The sequence below is a fragment of the Paenibacillus sp. JGP012 genome, assembly GCF_014203995.1.
GTDB classification, from domain to species: Bacteria; Bacillota; Bacilli; order Paenibacillales; family Paenibacillaceae; genus Paenibacillus; species Paenibacillus silvae.
This window is the reverse complement of sequence record NZ_JACHKG010000007.1, coordinates 99,638-115,620: the sequence shown is the minus strand read 5'-3', so window position 1 is coordinate 115,620 and position 15,983 is coordinate 99,638. Positions and strand designations below refer to the sequence as shown.

12 protein-coding genes are annotated in these 15,983 nt (G+C 47.5%); 5 read left to right on the top strand and 7 right to left on the bottom strand.

All coding sequences use genetic code 11. From position 1 onward, the window contains the following. Positions 1-36: 36 nt before the first annotated feature. The 3 genes from HNR77_RS11555 to HNR77_RS11545 form a co-directional block, all read right to left on the bottom strand. Positions 37-1,587, bottom strand: a complete 1,551-nt coding sequence (locus tag HNR77_RS11555; protein ID WP_397366614.1) for an ABC transporter substrate-binding protein — start codon at positions 1,585-1,587, stop codon at positions 37-39. A 100-nt stretch (positions 1,588-1,687) separates the two neighbouring features. Next, entirely contained in the window at positions 1,688-2,623 is a 936-nt protein-coding gene (locus HNR77_RS11550; RefSeq protein WP_260410516.1) for a carbohydrate ABC transporter permease, read from the bottom strand. Positions 2,624-2,656: 33 nt separating this feature from the next. Continuing rightward, positions 2,657-3,562, bottom strand: coding sequence for an ABC transporter permease (locus HNR77_RS11545; protein WP_090922181.1), 906 nt, complete (start codon positions 3,560-3,562; stop codon positions 2,657-2,659). 458 nt (positions 3,563-4,020) lie between these two features. Between HNR77_RS11545 and HNR77_RS11540 the strand changes: the two genes are divergently transcribed. Then, the gene (locus tag HNR77_RS11540; protein WP_184183971.1) at positions 4,021-6,276 is read left to right on the top strand and encodes an AraC family transcriptional regulator; all 2,256 of its coding nucleotides are present in this window, start codon (positions 4,021-4,023) and stop codon (positions 6,274-6,276) included. A gap of 85 nt (positions 6,277-6,361) precedes the next feature. On the opposite strand, the gene trmB is transcribed toward HNR77_RS11540, so the two are convergent. Both trmB and HNR77_RS11530 read right to left on the bottom strand, forming a co-directional pair. After that, on the bottom strand, positions 6,362-7,117 hold the full coding sequence (trmB, locus tag HNR77_RS11535) for a tRNA (guanosine(46)-N7)-methyltransferase TrmB (RefSeq protein ID WP_184183968.1): 756 nt from the start codon (positions 7,115-7,117) through the stop codon (positions 6,362-6,364). 151 nt (positions 7,118-7,268) lie between these two features. After that, positions 7,269-7,469, bottom strand: a complete 201-nt coding sequence (locus tag HNR77_RS11530; RefSeq protein ID WP_110897666.1) for a hypothetical protein — start codon at positions 7,467-7,469, stop codon at positions 7,269-7,271. 310 nt (positions 7,470-7,779) lie between these two features. Between HNR77_RS11530 and mnmL the strand changes: the two genes are divergently transcribed. The 4 genes from mnmL (at position 7,780) to HNR77_RS11510 (ending at position 11,466) form a co-directional block, all read left to right on the top strand. Next, positions 7,780-8,733, top strand: a complete 954-nt coding sequence (gene mnmL, locus HNR77_RS11525; protein WP_184183965.1) for a tRNA modification radical SAM protein MnmL/YtqA — start codon at positions 7,780-7,782, stop codon at positions 8,731-8,733. 1 nt (position 8,734) lies between these two features. After that, positions 8,735-9,319, top strand: a complete 585-nt coding sequence (mnmM, locus tag HNR77_RS11520) for a tRNA 5-(aminomethyl)-2-thiouridylate-methyltransferase MnmM (RefSeq protein WP_260410513.1) — start codon at positions 8,735-8,737, stop codon at positions 9,317-9,319. A gap of 68 nt (positions 9,320-9,387) precedes the next feature. Next, on the top strand, positions 9,388-10,365 hold the full coding sequence (locus HNR77_RS11515; protein WP_184183962.1) for a type I phosphomannose isomerase catalytic subunit: 978 nt from the start codon (positions 9,388-9,390) through the stop codon (positions 10,363-10,365). Between the two features lie 123 nt (positions 10,366-10,488). After that, the gene (locus tag HNR77_RS11510; RefSeq protein ID WP_184183959.1) at positions 10,489-11,466 is read left to right on the top strand and encodes an alpha/beta fold hydrolase; all 978 of its coding nucleotides are present in this window, start codon (positions 10,489-10,491) and stop codon (positions 11,464-11,466) included. 138 nt (positions 11,467-11,604) lie between these two features. Here HNR77_RS11510 and odhB read toward each other — a convergent pair whose 3' ends face one another. Together odhB and HNR77_RS11500 are read right to left on the bottom strand one after the other, a co-directional pair. Further along, positions 11,605-12,873, bottom strand: a complete 1,269-nt coding sequence (odhB, locus tag HNR77_RS11505) for a 2-oxoglutarate dehydrogenase complex dihydrolipoyllysine-residue succinyltransferase (RefSeq protein ID WP_184183956.1) — start codon at positions 12,871-12,873, stop codon at positions 11,605-11,607. A gap of 5 nt (positions 12,874-12,878) precedes the next feature. Further along, positions 12,879-15,755 (bottom strand): 2-oxoglutarate dehydrogenase E1 component, encoded by a 2,877-nt coding sequence (locus HNR77_RS11500; RefSeq protein WP_184183954.1) that lies wholly within the window; start codon positions 15,753-15,755, stop codon positions 12,879-12,881. Positions 15,756-15,983 lie beyond the last annotated feature (228 nt).

Here is a 15,983-nt window from a genome sequence, read left to right as displayed (position 1 = left end):
TGCTATTCAAGTTCTCTTCAATTTCCACTTTGCTGCTTATTGTATTCCCGCAGACTTCAGGTACTCCTGCCATTGCTTCGTATACTCAGACTGAATTTTCTCCAGACCTGCCTGTTTTGCCTTTTCCATAAAGGTGTTCAGTCCACTCTCAACATCGGCAACAAGGCCCACGTTAAGCGGATACAAATATTGCTTCTCCACTTGCTCCAAAGCGGCTTTCTCCGCTTGATAAGGAGTCCAGTCTTCTGCAAAACCAGTGAAGATGTCCGGCTTTTTAATTTTATCCAGATCCTTGAACATCGTCAGCACTTCATCAAAGCTCTTATCGTACAGCATAAATTCCGGATTACGCCATGCCCAGCCATTCATGCCTTCACGCGGGAAGCCATTGGTTTGTGCATCTCCGATCATTTCATAATACCCATCTTTCACTTCAAAGTTTTTGCCTTCTACACCGTACTCGGTCAACCAGTTATACCGTTTATCGGTAACTAATTTTTCATAGAATGCAAGCGCTCTTTCCGGGTTTTTGCTGCTGCGCGGAATAGCAAAGCCGTTGTGAATTGGATGAACTGGCTGTGCAAAGCCTTTTGCATTAGGATACGGGAAATATCCCAGCTTCCAGTCCGGGTGAGTAGACTGAATTTTGATGACGTCGGAATTGAATTTGTTCGGATTCTCTCCGGCAAGAACGACAGCCGCTTTGCCATTTTGGAGCAGAGAATTGGAAGTATCCTTGACGTTCAGTACGTTTTTCGGGAAAAAACCTTTATCCATCCAGCGTTTGTATGTTTTCAGGTCCTCCAGATGCTGTGCGGAACCCCAGTAAGATGTCACCGTGGATGGCGTGTCATACATAATATCCAGTCCATATGGAAGCTGTCCTGCTGTATTTACCAGCTTGGAAGTCAATTGACGAATGCCGTGTGTATGGTTTGCATTGCTGTCTGCAATCGGAATCATGTTTGGCTCATTGGCTTTGATGCCATCCAGGTAAGCCTCCAGCGTCTCCAGGGATTCCGGCTTCGGCAGATTATACTTCTCGCGCAAGTCTTCGCGGTACGCAATACCTTCCGTTACATATTCAATCCATGTGGATGGAACCGTGTAGATTTTATCGTTGATTTTAACTGCATTCCACATATCATCTGGAACATGAGATTTCAGCTCAGGTGTTTTAGCCAAAAGTTCGTCCAGCGGCAGGAAAGCACCTTTCTTCGCATACGACTGATAATTCGTCCAGTCTGCTGTGAAGATCAAGTCGATTGGCTGACCGGAGGATAGAAGCAATTTATATTTTTGATCCCAGTCAGTCCAGGAGGTATAGTTGAATTTTACATTGACGTTCAAATCCGCCTCTGCCAGCTTGTTTATTTCGGATTCAATCACAGGCAGGTCTTTAGGCGCGTCCCCCAGCATGTAAAATTGCAGCGTTACCTTCTCACCTTTATTATCGGATGAGCCCCCCTGCTCACTGCCTTGTGCATTTCCTCCAGAACCGCTGCTACAAGCGGCCAGCACCCCGGCAAACAGCATCAGGGCAAGTACCAGAGACAGGTGCCGAATCATTTTGTTACGCATACGCATCCTCCCTTTTTGTGTTAGACCTTATATATGTTAGCGCAGACCCGCTATGCATCAGACCCTCACCAGCACGTAGGCCTGAAGTCCCCAGCGTGTATACGTTCTAACCTTTGACTGCACCAATCGTGAGTCCTTTGACAAAATAACGCTGCACAAACGGATACAGGAACAGTATCGGCCCGGTAACGATAATGGCCATCGCCATCTTGGTGGATTCTGTCGGAACGTCCTGACTGAGCGTAACGCCTGTACCAATCGCCATCTGGTCAATAAATGTAATCGTATTCATCGTGTTGTACAGATAAAATTGCAGCTGGTACATATCCGGATTGTTAATGAACAAGGATGATGTAAACCAGTCATTCCAGTATCCAAGGGCAAGAAACAGACCTACTGTTGCGATACCAGGCATCGCCAGCTTCAGCACAATGCTGACATAAATTCGAAAATCGTTAGCTCCGTCAATCTTCGCGGATTCGATCAGTTCATCGGGGACAGCAGAGCGAATGAAGTTTTTCATCAGAATAATCAGAAACGGCGTCATCAGTCCCGGGAAAATCAACACCGTATACGTATCTGTAAGATTGAAATAGTTCGCAAGCATAATGTACCAGGGCACAAGTCCACCGCCGAACAAGGTTGTGAAGTAGATGAAGAAGGAGAACTTGTTCCGGTATTTGAAATCTTTGCGCTGCAGTACAAATCCAGCCATCGTGATAAAGAACAAGCCCAGTGTGGTGCCGACTACCGTTGTAAACACCGTCACCCCGTATGCTTTCAGAACCTGAGTGGGGAATTTAAACACCATCTTATAACCTTCCAGCGAGAAATGTGTGGGAAACAGATGATAGCCGTCCCGTACGATGGATTCGTTGCTGCTGAATGAGCCTGACAATATAAGCAGAAATGGCAGCAGGCACATTAATGACAAAATAATGATGATACTGTAAGCAATCACTTGAAAAACCAGGTTGAATTCGGAATCTTTGGCACGAGTGCGGGTACGAATTCCCCTTTGCGTATGCGTTTGTGTGCTCATATGGTTCTCCCTTCTGCCCTGCGGGCGGATGTATTAGAACAAGGCGTAGTCTTCGTTAATTTTGCGAATGATGTAGTTGACCGTCATAATCAGTATGAAGCCAAACAACGACTGATACAGCCCCGCTGCGGTTGCCATACCAATATCGAAGGTCACTTTCAAAGAGCGGTAAACATACGTATCAATGATATCTGTAGCGTTGTAAAGCACGCCGTTATTTCCGATCAGTTGATAGAACAGATCAAACTGCCCTTTCATAATACTGCCCAGCGAGAACAACAGCAGGATTACAAATGTTGGTTTAAGCATCGGTACCGTAATGTACCAGATTCGCTGAAAGATGTTGGCCCCGTCAATTCGGGCTGCTTCATAATACTCGTCACTTATACCTGTAATTGCAGCCAGATAGATGACCATGCTGTACCCGAGATTTTTCCATAGATAAAAAATAATGATCAGAAACACCCATATCCATGGTGTGTTGTAAATATCAACCGGCCCTGCCTCAAACCGCTTGAGCACCGTGTTCACAAACCCGGATTCATAATTGAACATGTTGTAAGCGATTACACTTAATAGAACAAAAGAGATGAAGTACGGCAGAAACATGACGGACTGGGTTATTTTTTTGAACAGCTTGCCCCGAATTTCACTGAGCATAATTGCACAAAAGATGGCTAGACCGTTCCCCAGTATAATGAAAGCCAGGTTGTAACCGACCGTGTTGGTCGTCAGTTTCAGCAGCATGCCGGACTGCCAGAGGAACTTGAAGTTATCCAGCCCGACAAACGGACTTCCAAACAGCCCTCCTGCAAAATCATAACTGGTAAACGCGTAATAAATACCGACCATCGGAAAATACGAGTTAATTAGAAAAAAGATCAGCGTGGGCAGCAACATCAGAAACATGATTTTGTTTTTGTTCAATTCTTTGAGCATGGCTCGATCCCTCCCGAATTGTAGCAGCGATGCGCATGATTAATGTGATGTAACGACGTACATGATATGTGACGAAGATGCATCGTGAAGCTCTGGATTTATTGTAGACCGCCATTCTTTCTTTTGCATACTGAAGCTTCCTGCCGGATCATGAACGATACTGTGATTTCGGCTGTGAACAATTTGCACCAATCATGAAATGAGCACACGTACGTTCACAAAAGTTGATATCGTGCATGCTCTTCAACAGGTGAACAATTCAGCGAAAGTTGAACTTTATGTAGTGATAATGGACTAAAATGCCTGTTCCACATTGATGAAAACGCATACATGATATATAATTCAAGGTACTCTTCTCATTCTGTTCCACAACTTATTCAATCCGGTTTCTCATGTGAAATCACATAAAAATATATAAGTTCACTCCTATTCATCAGCAGGTTCAAGGGGGAAAACCAATGCGCAAACGTTCGGAGGACAGCCAGAAGGTATTCGCGCGGATTCTAATCGGCATTATTATAAGCACAGCAGCAACACTGCTTGTGGCTTCGGCTATTCTATATGTAAATTATAATCGGATTGCTTTGCGGCAGGTCTACCGTACAGATATGAACAGTCTCACCCAGACCAGCCGTGAGGTAGCCAAGATGACTGAAAGCGCCAAGTCGCTCTCGTACCAGATTTATCAGGACTATACCATCTCTTCCCTGCTGCTCTATTCCAAGCCAAGCATCTATCAAATCACCTCCGCAATGGAGCAGCTCGATAATTACCGTATGTCTCTTCCTTTTATTGAATCCATCTATGTCTACAATTCAAGAAACAATGAATTTTTTATCAGCTCCGATGGTGTTCGCAACGGGCAGCAGTCTGTATCCGAAATCGATGATCAAGGAATTAAAAGCATTCTCGACCGGTTCCATGATTATAAACCCTTTGTGCCCATCCCGCGTACATACAAGGTTGGCTCGACCGGGGCCAGTGAAGTGAACAGCTATACGTATCTGTGCTATGACACAATCAATGACAATGCCAAGCTGAATTATGCCGTTGTCGTTAACATTAAGGATGACTGGCTTAGTCCCAATATGAACGCGGTAGATCAACCAGGCAAAACCTTTATCATCAACGAAAAAGGAGATTTGTTATCCGACTTCGGAGATCGTGCTTTGCTTAACAACCTCTCTGACGAAACCTTCATGCGTCCGATTCTGCAGGATACAGAGCATTCTGCTTATTTTACCGAGCAAGTGGACGGAGAAAAATCACTGATTACCTATACTGCTCCAGACAGCCTCGGATGGCGTTATGTACGAATTACTCCCTATGACCTTATTACATCAGATATTCGCAATATGCGCACCCATACGCTGCTGTTCTGTGCTGTATTGCTGGCTGCCGGGCTGATTTTATCCTATCTGGTATCCCGTAAATTGTACCATCCGATTAATAATGTGCTTGTCCGCATGCGTGTGATGGAGGCTGAGCGCCGGGGCAGTCTGCACCTGTTAAGGCAGGACTTTTTGCGCGGTGCACTGCAAGGAAGGGAAACGGTCACCTGCAATATGCTGGAGGAACGGATGAAATTCTACGGTTCTGCTGTTGACGTACATCGGACATCCCGACTGGTGCTGCTTCGCATCGATCACTATACTGAATTTTGCGAGACTTACCGGGACGATACCAAGCTGGTCAAATACGCCATGATGAATATTTGCACCGAGACAGCCGACCTTCATTACCATGCAGAAGCGGTAGATATGGGCGGTGACCTGATTACACTTCTGTTTAATGAAAAATCCGAGCATGATTCGCTCTCGGGCAGTGCCTGTCATCAGATCGAAGAACTGCTGCGTATGATGCAGGCTGCGGTCATGACTCATCTCAAATGCTCCATTTCGTGCACAGTAGGTCCCGAGGAGCAGTCACTTGAGGATTGTATTGAAGGTTATGCACGTTCTGCCGAGGCCTCTCTTCACCGTTTGTTCATGGGGCCGGGCTGTCTCATCTTTACATCAAACATCATGGCATATCAGACCAAGGAATACACGTTCCCTGCCAACAAGGAAAGACAGCTTGTGGACTGTTTGATGACTGGCAAAACGGAGGAAGCCAAGCTGATCTACGCCGACATCGTCAGTGAAACAGTGGCTTATCCGTTCAACGTCTTTCAGCTTGCCCTGTCCCATCTGACGATGACGCTGAATCATGTGCGCAACACGCTCAAGAAAAATAATCAGCTTCGACTGGATTCCGTCTCGGGCGGTCTGATGCTTCCCGTGAAAAATGCAGAGGATATCAGCGAGGTGCATGAGCACTTTTACCGAATGTTTGATGAGCTCGGCTCCAAGGTCGAGGAAAAGCGTACACTCAAGCACGAAGAACTCATTCGCAAAATTAATGACATCATTGAACGAAACTACGCCGATCCGAATCTGTGCCTGACCTCCATTGCCGATGAGTTATCCATGTCGCCCATTTATGTCAGTAGGCTGTATAAACAGCTCACCTTAAAAGGTCTTACAGACGTTATTAATGAGACACGGATTACCAAAGCGCAGCATCTACTCATTCAGACCGAAAGTTCTGTCGCAGATATTGCCGAGCGAACCGGCTTTACGAATAGCTCTTACTTTTATCGCATGTTCAAAAAATTCAACGGCGTGACTCCTAACGATTATCGCAGGAAAGAGCTTCACGCTGACCAGCTCTAGCTGTCTAACTGATTTCTAACTCGTCCCTATACACAAAAAAGCGGCATCCGAGGACCAAACCTTAACCTCAGATACCGCTTTTTAATTATTCTTCGTCCTGATTTTCACCAGACTCATCTGTCGCTTCACGCACTTTATACTTGTCCAGACGCATTGCGTTATACTCTCTTAGCGCCTCTTCCCCTACAATAACTTCAACCCGGTGGATGTTCATACCTTTACCCATGAATTTCTGCTCATACTCGGTCATGACATGCTCTTCGTTCAGACCGTCACGATGCAGGTTCAACGACAGGTTTGTCATCTGCAGGCCAAAGTCAGCGATGGCATTCAAAGAGAACTCAAACAGCGTTTCGGAATCCGTCTTGAAATGAATCTGTCCTTTCGGATTGAGCAAGTCCACATATTTTTTCAAGAAGCGTGGATGTGTCAAGCGGCGGCGTGCATGCTTCGCTTTTGGCCAAGGATCACTGAAATTCAAATAAATACGTTCCAGCTCCTTCGGTTCAAACACCTCTTCGATCTGTTCAATGTTGGCCAGTGCCAGCTTCAGGTTCGGCGGCGTCTCCACCTCAGCCTGACTCCAGGCGTTACGTGCTTTCTCACTCGCACGGCGCACCAGTTCATCATACATATCAATGCCGATAAAATTGTATTGCGGATATTTATAACTCATTTGACTGATGAATTGACCTTTACCCATGCCAAACTCCACAAAGATCGGATGATCGTTGCCAAACAGCTCGGCCCACTTGCCTTTGTATTGCTTTGGCTCCAGTACAACAAGATCCTCCTGCTGCTCCAGATTTTCTCGAATCCCTTTTCTGCCACGTAAACGCATTTTATTCCTCCGTTTGTCCATACTTGTCTCAGACTCATTTTGCCGAAGAACCGGCCAATTGTAAAGAGCAATGAAAAAGGAATCTTCGGACCTGCCAGATTGGGCAGATCTCAAAGATTCCCTTTTCGATTTATTTGGAATTGGGGTCCAACTACTTTAGTAGTTCATAGTCTACCTTATCTTGGTGTGAAAAATCAAATGTCTTTTCGAAAGCATCGCGAACTTTTTTTCTTGCAATCGCTTTCACTTCCGGATTCCCATTAAAACGAACACCTGTCAAGGCCAGTGCCTCTTCTGCAGTCAATTCAACGGATACGTGTTGAAATTCATTATTTTTAACTTGTGAATTCATTCATATCACCTCACGGTATAGTATGATCCATGACGTCAGCATTCATTCAAATGCTACGATGAAAACTACTCACTGGATGGTGTCTGACGTTAGTTTAAATATAACATAAGGTGTAAAGTACTTCAAGTGAAAACGGTTGATTTCAAGCCCCTTTTTTACGTTTTCATTCCCCTTTTTTTCAGATATTTGATACAATAAATGACGAAAACAAGCATAGCATCCAACGCCCAAGTTCAAGTATGCTGTTCCCGTATCAGTTATAAAGATTATGAAGATCTGAAGACACAGACTTTAAAGGAGTACCTTAAACATGAATGCACCCGCTTTACAAGCTCCGCTGATGTGGGGGGATAAACGATTCCACACCTGGAATTACGAAATGCGCGATCAATTTAATAACAAGGTGTTCAAAGTCATGCTGGATGCCGGGTTTACCTGTCCCAACCGGGATGGCTCTATCGCCAAAGGCGGCTGCACGTTCTGCAGCGCCAGAGGTTCGGGTGATTTTGCAGGCAGCAGACGCGAAGATCTTGTCACTCAATTTAATACCATTCGGGACAAGCAGCATCTGAAATGGCCGTCAGCTCACTATATCGGATATTTCCAAGCCTATACTAACACCTATGCGCCAGTTGAAGAGCTGCGCGAATATTTTGAAGAGATTTTGCAGCAGCCCGGTGTTGTCGGCTTATCCATCGCTACCCGCCCGGATTGCTTGCCCGATGATGTCGTTGAGTACCTGGCAGACCTTAATAAACGCACATATCTCTGGGTAGAAATGGGACTGCAGACGATTCACGACTCTACTTCAAACTTGATCAACCGCGCACACGATACACATTGTTACGAAGACGCTGTGAAAAAGCTACGCGAGCACAATATTCGGGTATGTACACATATTATCTACGGTTTGCCTCAGGAAACACACGAAATGATGCTGGATACCGGACGAGCAGTTGCTCATATGGATGTGCAGGGGATCAAAATACATCTGCTGCATCTGATGCGCAAAACACCAATGGTGAAACAGTATGAAGCTGGTTTGCTTCGATTCCTTGAGCAGGACGAGTACATTAAACTGATTGTTGATACGCTTGAAATGCTTCCGCCTGAAATGATTGTACACCGTCTCACAGGAGATGCCCCTCGCAACCTGCTGATTGGACCGATGTGGTCGCTGAACAAGTGGGAAGTATTGAACTCCATTGACCGCGAGCTGCGTGAACGGGACTCCTGGCAGGGTAAGTATTGGAGGGGAGCATAAATTGGGCTTTTTATCCGTTTTAAGCTGTGCCCACCAATGGATTAGTTCACGGCTGCAGCCGGGCGATCTGGCGATTGATGCCACGGTAGGCACAGGTGCTGATACGTTATTTCTTGCGCAGCAGGTAGGGCATCGTGGTCAGGTCATCGGATTTGATATCCAGAGTGAAGCCCTGACACTGGCTCAGGCGCGAATCCGCAAACATTCCGAAGGCAGCAAGCTTGGCTCCATTTCATTGCTGGAATTAAGTCATGCACGGATGACTGAAGCTGTTCCTGAGACGTGGGCAGGACAGGTAGGGGCGGTCATGTTTAACCTAGGCTATTTGCCTGCTGAAGGTGCAGATGCTTCCATTATCACCGAGACGAGCAGTACAATTGCAGCGCTTGAAGCAGCGCTGTCCTTGTTGCGTACACGCGGTATTATTACAGCTGTACTTTATCCAGGCCATGACGGAGGCGCTCAGGAAGCCGAAGCTGTATCCGCATGGGCCGCAGCTCTACCTGTTGAGCAGGCTCAGGTTGTCATTTATCGCCAGTTACAGCGAGCAGCATCTCCATATCTGATTGGCATCGAGAAAAAGTAAGAATACACATGCCCCACCTGGAACCGTTTAAAGCGATTCACCATTTCATATACTAAAGGAGAGATACCATGTCTACGCCATATCCATTGCAATTCCAGCCTGAATTCAAAGAACGTGTATGGGGCGGTCGAGCGCTCGAGCATTTTGGCCTTACCCCACCTGAAGGACATATTGGTGAAGGCTGGATGATTGCCGATCATGCCAATGGTACAACCAAGGTTCTCAACGGTCCACTGGCCGGGAGAGGTCTGGATGAAGTGCGCGAACAGTTCGGCACGGCTTGGCTTGGAACGAAAGGTGTATCTGAAAAAGGAGGACGTTTCCCTCTGCTGATCAAGCTGCTTGACTGCAATGACGATCTGTCCGTTCAGGTCCACCCGACCGATGATTACGAGGCTCTTCCTCCAGGTGAACTGGGCAAAACGGAAATGTGGTACGTGCTTGACGCCAAGCCTGGCGCTCATATCATTTATGGATTGAACGAGGGCGTGGATCGGGAAGCTTTGAAGCAAGCGCTGGAAAACGGTACTGTGATGGACACTTTACGTCAGGTTCCTGTTGAGGCTGGAGATTCCTTCTTTATTCCTGCCGGGACAGTGCACGCACTCTGTGCTGGTGTTGTCGTAGCCGAGATACAGCAAAACTCGGATACCACCTACCGGATTTATGATTATAATCGTCCTGGACTGGATGGCAAACCACGGGAACTGCATGTGCAGGATTCTTTGAATGTTACGGCATATGAAGGCGCTGGAGCAACAACAATGAAAACAAACCATGCTGTTCCGGGAGAATGGCTCCAGCTTGCTGCATGTCCGTACTTTGTTGTAGAAAAAGGGCTTGTGACTGATCGTTGGGAATTGCATACTACACCGGACAGCTTCACGATTCTGGTTGTGTGTGAGGGCGAAGGCAGACTGGATTGGTCTGGCGCTGATAACGAACATCTGAAGCTGAAAGCAGGTCAATGTTATCTGCTGCCAGCCAACCTGGGATCTTACACCTTGAGCGGGAACACCACCGTTCTTCGCTCCTATCTTCCATAACCTTTAACGAAAGACTTGCAGAAAAACTTCATAACCGAAGACCTGGAGATAACTTCATAACGAAAGACCTGGAGATAACTTCAATAATGTTACAGATAACCTGTGAAGGAGGAATGACACGAGATGCAGGAATCTACCTTTACGCTGCTCGGCAATGAAGGGGCCCGTATTCATGTGTACCGCTGGCTTCCCGATGCAGACGAACACATTCGAGCTGTTGTTCAAATCGCACACGGAATGGGCGAGACGGCAGCACGTTATGCCGAATTTGCGGGTTATCTTACCAAGCATGGTTACGCTGTATATGCCAATGATCATCGAGGGCATGGCAAAACCGTGGAGAACCCCGAAGCACTGGGTGATGCTGGTGTGGACGCTTTTCGCTGGATGGCTAGTGATATGCTTAATCTGGGGGAATCAGCGGCAAAAGCCCATCCAGAGGCGCCTCTGTTTCTTATGGGACACAGTATGGGTTCCTTTCTCGTTCAGTATCTGATGTATGCGGGGCATGAGCAATACCATGCGTTTATACTGTCTGGTACCAACGGGAAACGAGGGCTGCTCCGGTTTGGAGAAAAACTGGCTTTGCTCCAATGTGGTATTCAGGGCGACAATCATCGCAGTATGCTGCTGAATGCTATCGTATTTGGCGGATTCAACCGAGCGTTCCGCCCTGCTGCTACTCCGTTTGACTGGCTGTCCCGTGACCATGACGAGGTACAGCGCTTCATTGATGATCCGATGTGCGGAGCCATCTGTACAGCAGGTTTTTTCCGCGATTTCTTCAAGCTGCTGCTGGAGATCCACCTACCACAGCATATGGAGCGCATCCCCAAGCATAAAGCAGTTTTCCTTTTTTCAGGTGAACTTGATCCTGTCGGTCTGCGTGGCAAAGGTGTTCTTAATCTATACTCCCAGTATATGAAGCTTGGGCTCCAGGATGTAGAATATCGCTTGTACCCTGGCGGGCGCCATGAGATGCTGCACGAGACCAATCGGACAGAAGTCACACTGGATGTTCTGGATTGGCTTGAGCGCCATATGCCGGATAATCAACAGGAGCAGGCGAACCGGCAATTCCAGCAGATATTTCAAATCTAATCTGGCATTAAAGCAAAATCCCCTGAACCAGGCACAGTCCGTACTGTGCCCGTTCAGGGGATTTTCCATTCTATTGCGGAATCTCAATCTCAAATCTCATAGGAATGAAATAAAGTCCGTTGCAGACATTGAAACTCATTAACCTTCGATCAGCAAGGATTCCGGATCTTCAAGCAGTTCTTTTACCGTTACCAGGAATCGAACCGCTTCGCTTCCATCAATGATCCGATGATCATATGACAGGGCAATATACATCATTGGACGGTTTTCCATTCGTTCAGCATCAATCGCCACCGGGCGAAGCTGAATTTTGTGCATACCGAGAATACCTACTTGCGGCGTATTCAGAATCGGTGTGGACAGCAGGGAGCCGAATGTCCCGCCATTCGTAATGGTAAACGTTCCACCTTGCAGATCAGACAAAGCCAGCGTGTTGGAGCGAGCCTTGGAAGCAAGATCAGCAATGCTTCTTTCGATCTCGGCGAAGCCCAGACGATCGGCATCACGCACAACAGGCACGACCAAACCTTCTTTGGCTGATACGGCAATTCCGATATCGTAGAACTTTTTCAATACTACGTCTTCGCCATCAATCTCGGCATTAATCGTAGGGAACTTTTTCAGTGCGCCAACTACCGCTTTGGTAAAGAACGACATAAATCCAAGATTGATATCATGCTTCTCTTTGAACTTGTCTTTACGGCGTTTACGAACGTCCATAATCGCTGTCATATCAACCTCATTAAAGGTTGTCAGCATCGCGGCCGTCTGCTGCGCTTCAACCAAACGTTTCGCAATCGTCGCGCGGCGGCGAGACATACGTTGACGCTCTACCGGCTTGGTAAATGCAGAGCCACCTGCCGCTGGAGCCGAAGGTGCTGCAGCAGGAGCTTTCGCAGCAGACGGTGCTGCTGGAGCGGAAGGCTGACTGCCGTGGCTTTTCACATCTTCCTGATATACACGCCCGATAGGGTCTTTGCTTTGCACCTGATCCAGCTCGATTCCACGCTCACGAGCCAGCTTGCGAGCAGAAGGAGAAGCTGTTTTGGTGCTATCCGATGACTCAGGCGGCGCAGCTACTGGTGTTGGTGCAGCTGCCGGAGCCTCAGGGGCAGCAGGTTTGGACTCAGCCGCTGCCGGCTCGGAAGCAGCCGGAGCGCTGCCTCCTCCTGTTCCAGCTGAAAGAGTACCGATCGTTTCACCGATCTCAACGGTCTCGCCTTCCTGACGAATGATTTTCTCAAGTACACCGCTCTCTTCAGCACTGATCTCAATGTTGACTTTATCTGTCTCAAGTTCGAGCAGAACATCACCCTGGTTAACGGTGTCTCCTTCTTTGACCATCCATCTGGATACCGTTCCCTCCGTTATTGACTCACCCATTGCAGGTACTTTAATTTCACTCACAGCTGTTACCTCCCCAGTGGAATATTATTTTTCGTCGTTTGTTTCAACGCTGCTGTAATAAACAATTGCTGCTCCATACTATGCACAAGCTGATAACCGCTGGAAGGACTTGCATGTTCAGGACGGCCTTCGTATCTCACGGTTGTACCTTCAGGTGCGATATCACGGAGACGAGGCTCCATGTACGTCCATGCGCCCATGTTTTTGTTCTCTTCCTGTACCCATACCAGCTCTTTCAGTTTGCTGAAACGTGCGAGTACACGTTTGATCTCTTCTGCCGGGAACGGATAGAGCTGCTCTACGCGGATAATGTGAAGCCAGGACCAGTCTGCTTCTTTGTCCTTGTCAATCGCATCTTCCAGATCAATCGCAACTTTACCGCTGCACAGAATGATACGTTCTACCTGATTCGGTTTAGTACCAAGTCCCGGCTGCTCCAGCACAAGTTCGAATTTGCCTTCACTGAATTCCACAGCTGGTGACGCCACACGCGGGTTACGGATCAAACTTTTTGGTGACATCATCACAAGCGGACGTGCATCTTCTGTCTCCGTTAACGAAGCTTGACGACGCAGCAGGTGGAAATACTGTGATGCACTGGAAAGGTTAACCACCGTCATATTGTCCTCAGCACACAGCTGCAGGAAACGCTCCAGACGCGCGCTGGTATGCTCCGGTCCCTGACCTTCGTTCGCGTGAGGAAGCAGCATAACCAGACTTGATTTTTGAGACCATTTTGCACGGCCTGCCGATACAAACTGGTCAAAGATTACTTGTGCACAGTTTGCAAAATCACCGAATTGCGCTTCCCAAATCACAAGTGTATCTGGTGAATATACGTTATATCCATATTCAAATCCGACAACTGATTCTTCGGATAACGGACTGTTATAGATTGCGAAGGATGCCTTCGCTTGTGGCAGATGATGCAGCGGGCAGAATTTGTCACCGTTCTTCGCATCATGCAAAACCAGGTTACGGTGCGCAAAGGTAGCGCGCTCTGCATCCTGACCACTGATACGGATCGGTTTGCCGTCTGCCAGAATGGTTGCGAAGGCCAATGTTTCCGCAAGGCTCCAGTCTACCTTTTCTCCTTCATTCAGAGCTGTACTGCGACGCTGCAAAATCCGCTGCAATTTCGGATAAACGTTGAAATTCTCCGGCCATTTCAAGAGATCTGCATTAATGCTGCGCAGCTGCTCCAGCGGAACCGCAGTTGGCATAACGGTAACCGCCTCGGACTCACTGATGTTGCGCTGATAGTATTCATGTACTTCATTTTTCTTCATCTGGTCATAAGCTTCTTTCAGTCGGTTCGCTACGCCATCTCGAATGTTCGCAATATACGCATCATCGATGACCGCTTCCTTCTTGAGCACCTCCTGATACAGGTGGCTGACCGTCGGATGATTTTTCACTTTGTCGTAAACAAGCGGCTGAGTTGTTTCAGGATCATCTGTCTCGTTATGACCATAACGGCGATATCCGATCAGGTCGATCAGGAAATCCTTTTTGAATCGATTACGGTATTCCGCAGCCATCCGGATTGCAGCAATACAAGCTTCCGGGTTGTCTGCATTCACATGTACAATCGGAATTTCGTATCCTTTGGCAAGGTCACTTGCATAATACGTTGAACGTGAGTCACTGCTATCTGTTGTAAAACCAAGACGGTTGTTCACGATAATGTGAATGGTTCCACCATTCTGGTATCCAGGCAATGCTTTGAAGTTCAACGTTTCAGCCACGATGCCTTCCCCTGGGAATGCCGCATCCCCGTGCATCAGAATGGTTGCTGCTTTGGTTACATCCTGCTTCGGATAACCTGGTTCACGGCGATCATCCTGAGCCGCACGAGCAAAACCTTGCACCACAGGATTGACATACTCCAGATGGCTCGGGTTGTTAGCCAGTGTCAGGCGAGCCTGTACCGTCTCTCCGTCTTTTACAAAACGGTTTGCGCCCATATGATATTTGACATCCCCTGTCCAGCCATAATTGATTCCGGTTGAACCCTCGGATGGAACCAAATCTTTGTTCGGGGCATGATGAAATTCAGAGAAAATTTTGCTGTATGGCTTGCCAAGCACGTGAGCAAGAACGTTCAGACGTCCACGGTGAGCCATCCCCATCAGAATGTGGCTTGAGCCAGCTTCTGTCATCAGACGAACGGCCTCATCCAGCATCGGCACGAGCACATCGTTACCTTCAATGGAGAAACGCTTCTGTCCTACAAACGTTTTGTGCAGGAAATCTTCAAACTGCTCCGCTTCGACCAGACGCTCCAGCAGCGCTGTACGTTCTTTCTGTGTTAACGGGGCAGGTGATGTACGGGATTCCGCACGACGATTCAGCCATTCACGCTCCTGTACTTCATGAACGTGGCTGAATTCGTAAGCAATCGGTCCTGTATAAATCTGACGAAGACGTTGAATCGCATCCCAGCCAGTTGTGGTCTGACCATCTGCACCTTCCCAGATCAGGGAAGCAGGCAGTGCCTTCAAATCTTCCTCATTTAATTGAAAATGCTTCGGCTCCAGCAAGGACGTGTCGGTTGCTTCACTGATTCCAAGCGGATCAATATCAGCAGCGAGATGTCCGTACGTACGGATATTCCATACGAGCTTGCCCGCTGTAACCGCTTTCTGTAATAGCTGGATATCTACGCTTCCGGAAGCAGTTTGGGCGTTCCCGGAATTCGAAAGAGACTCTGCACCCTTGCCAGACATCGGCGGTGCGCCCCATTGTTCAAACAATTCCCTATAAGCCGGCGTTACTGCACCCGGATCTTGGGTGAATAATTCATATTGTTCTTGCACGTATCCCATATTGGGACCATAGTAACTCTCCCAGGGTTTCATGTTGCCTTTCTCGATCGTCATCGACGTTCCCTCCGTCTTGATTTTGTCATAGGGTTTGACGGAAATCATTGAATAAGCTGTAATTCGCGTTCGTTCAACATTTTAAGCGAAATTTTTCATGAAGTCCAATAGTCGTGCTGCTCGTGGTAATAACGTTGTTCCGACGCTCCCGTCAAAGGTTTGTCTGCGTTTTCAAAATCAAAGTAAAACAATGATTATTTCTACCGTCGCACAGATGTCGAATACTGT

Bases quoted from the DNA above. Each gene is read 5' to 3' on its own strand.
- HNR77_RS11550 (WP_260410516.1), bottom strand. From the start codon at position 2,623: ATGAGCACACAAACGCATACGCAAAGGGGAATTCGTACCCGCACTCGT.
- HNR77_RS11510 (WP_184183959.1), top strand. From the start codon at position 10,489: ATGCAGGAATCTACCTTTACGCTGCTCGGCAATGAAGGGGCCCGTATT.
- HNR77_RS11500 (WP_184183954.1), bottom strand. From the start codon at position 15,755: ATGACGATCGAGAAAGGCAACATGAAACCCTGGGAGAGTTACTATGGT.
- mnmL (WP_184183965.1), top strand. From the start codon at position 7,780: ATGAATGCACCCGCTTTACAAGCTCCGCTGATGTGGGGGGATAAACGA.
- HNR77_RS11540 (WP_184183971.1), top strand. From the start codon at position 4,021: ATGCGCAAACGTTCGGAGGACAGCCAGAAGGTATTCGCGCGGATTCTA.
- HNR77_RS11515 (WP_184183962.1), top strand. From the start codon at position 9,388: ATGTCTACGCCATATCCATTGCAATTCCAGCCTGAATTCAAAGAACGT.
- HNR77_RS11530 (WP_110897666.1), bottom strand. From the start codon at position 7,469: ATGAATTCACAAGTTAAAAATAATGAATTTCAACACGTATCCGTTGAA.
- HNR77_RS11555 (WP_397366614.1), bottom strand. From the start codon at position 1,587: ATGCGTATGCGTAACAAAATGATTCGGCACCTGTCTCTGGTACTTGCC.
- HNR77_RS11545 (WP_090922181.1), bottom strand. From the start codon at position 3,562: ATGCTCAAAGAATTGAACAAAAACAAAATCATGTTTCTGATGTTGCTG.
- trmB (WP_184183968.1), bottom strand. From the start codon at position 7,117: ATGCGTTTACGTGGCAGAAAAGGGATTCGAGAAAATCTGGAGCAGCAG.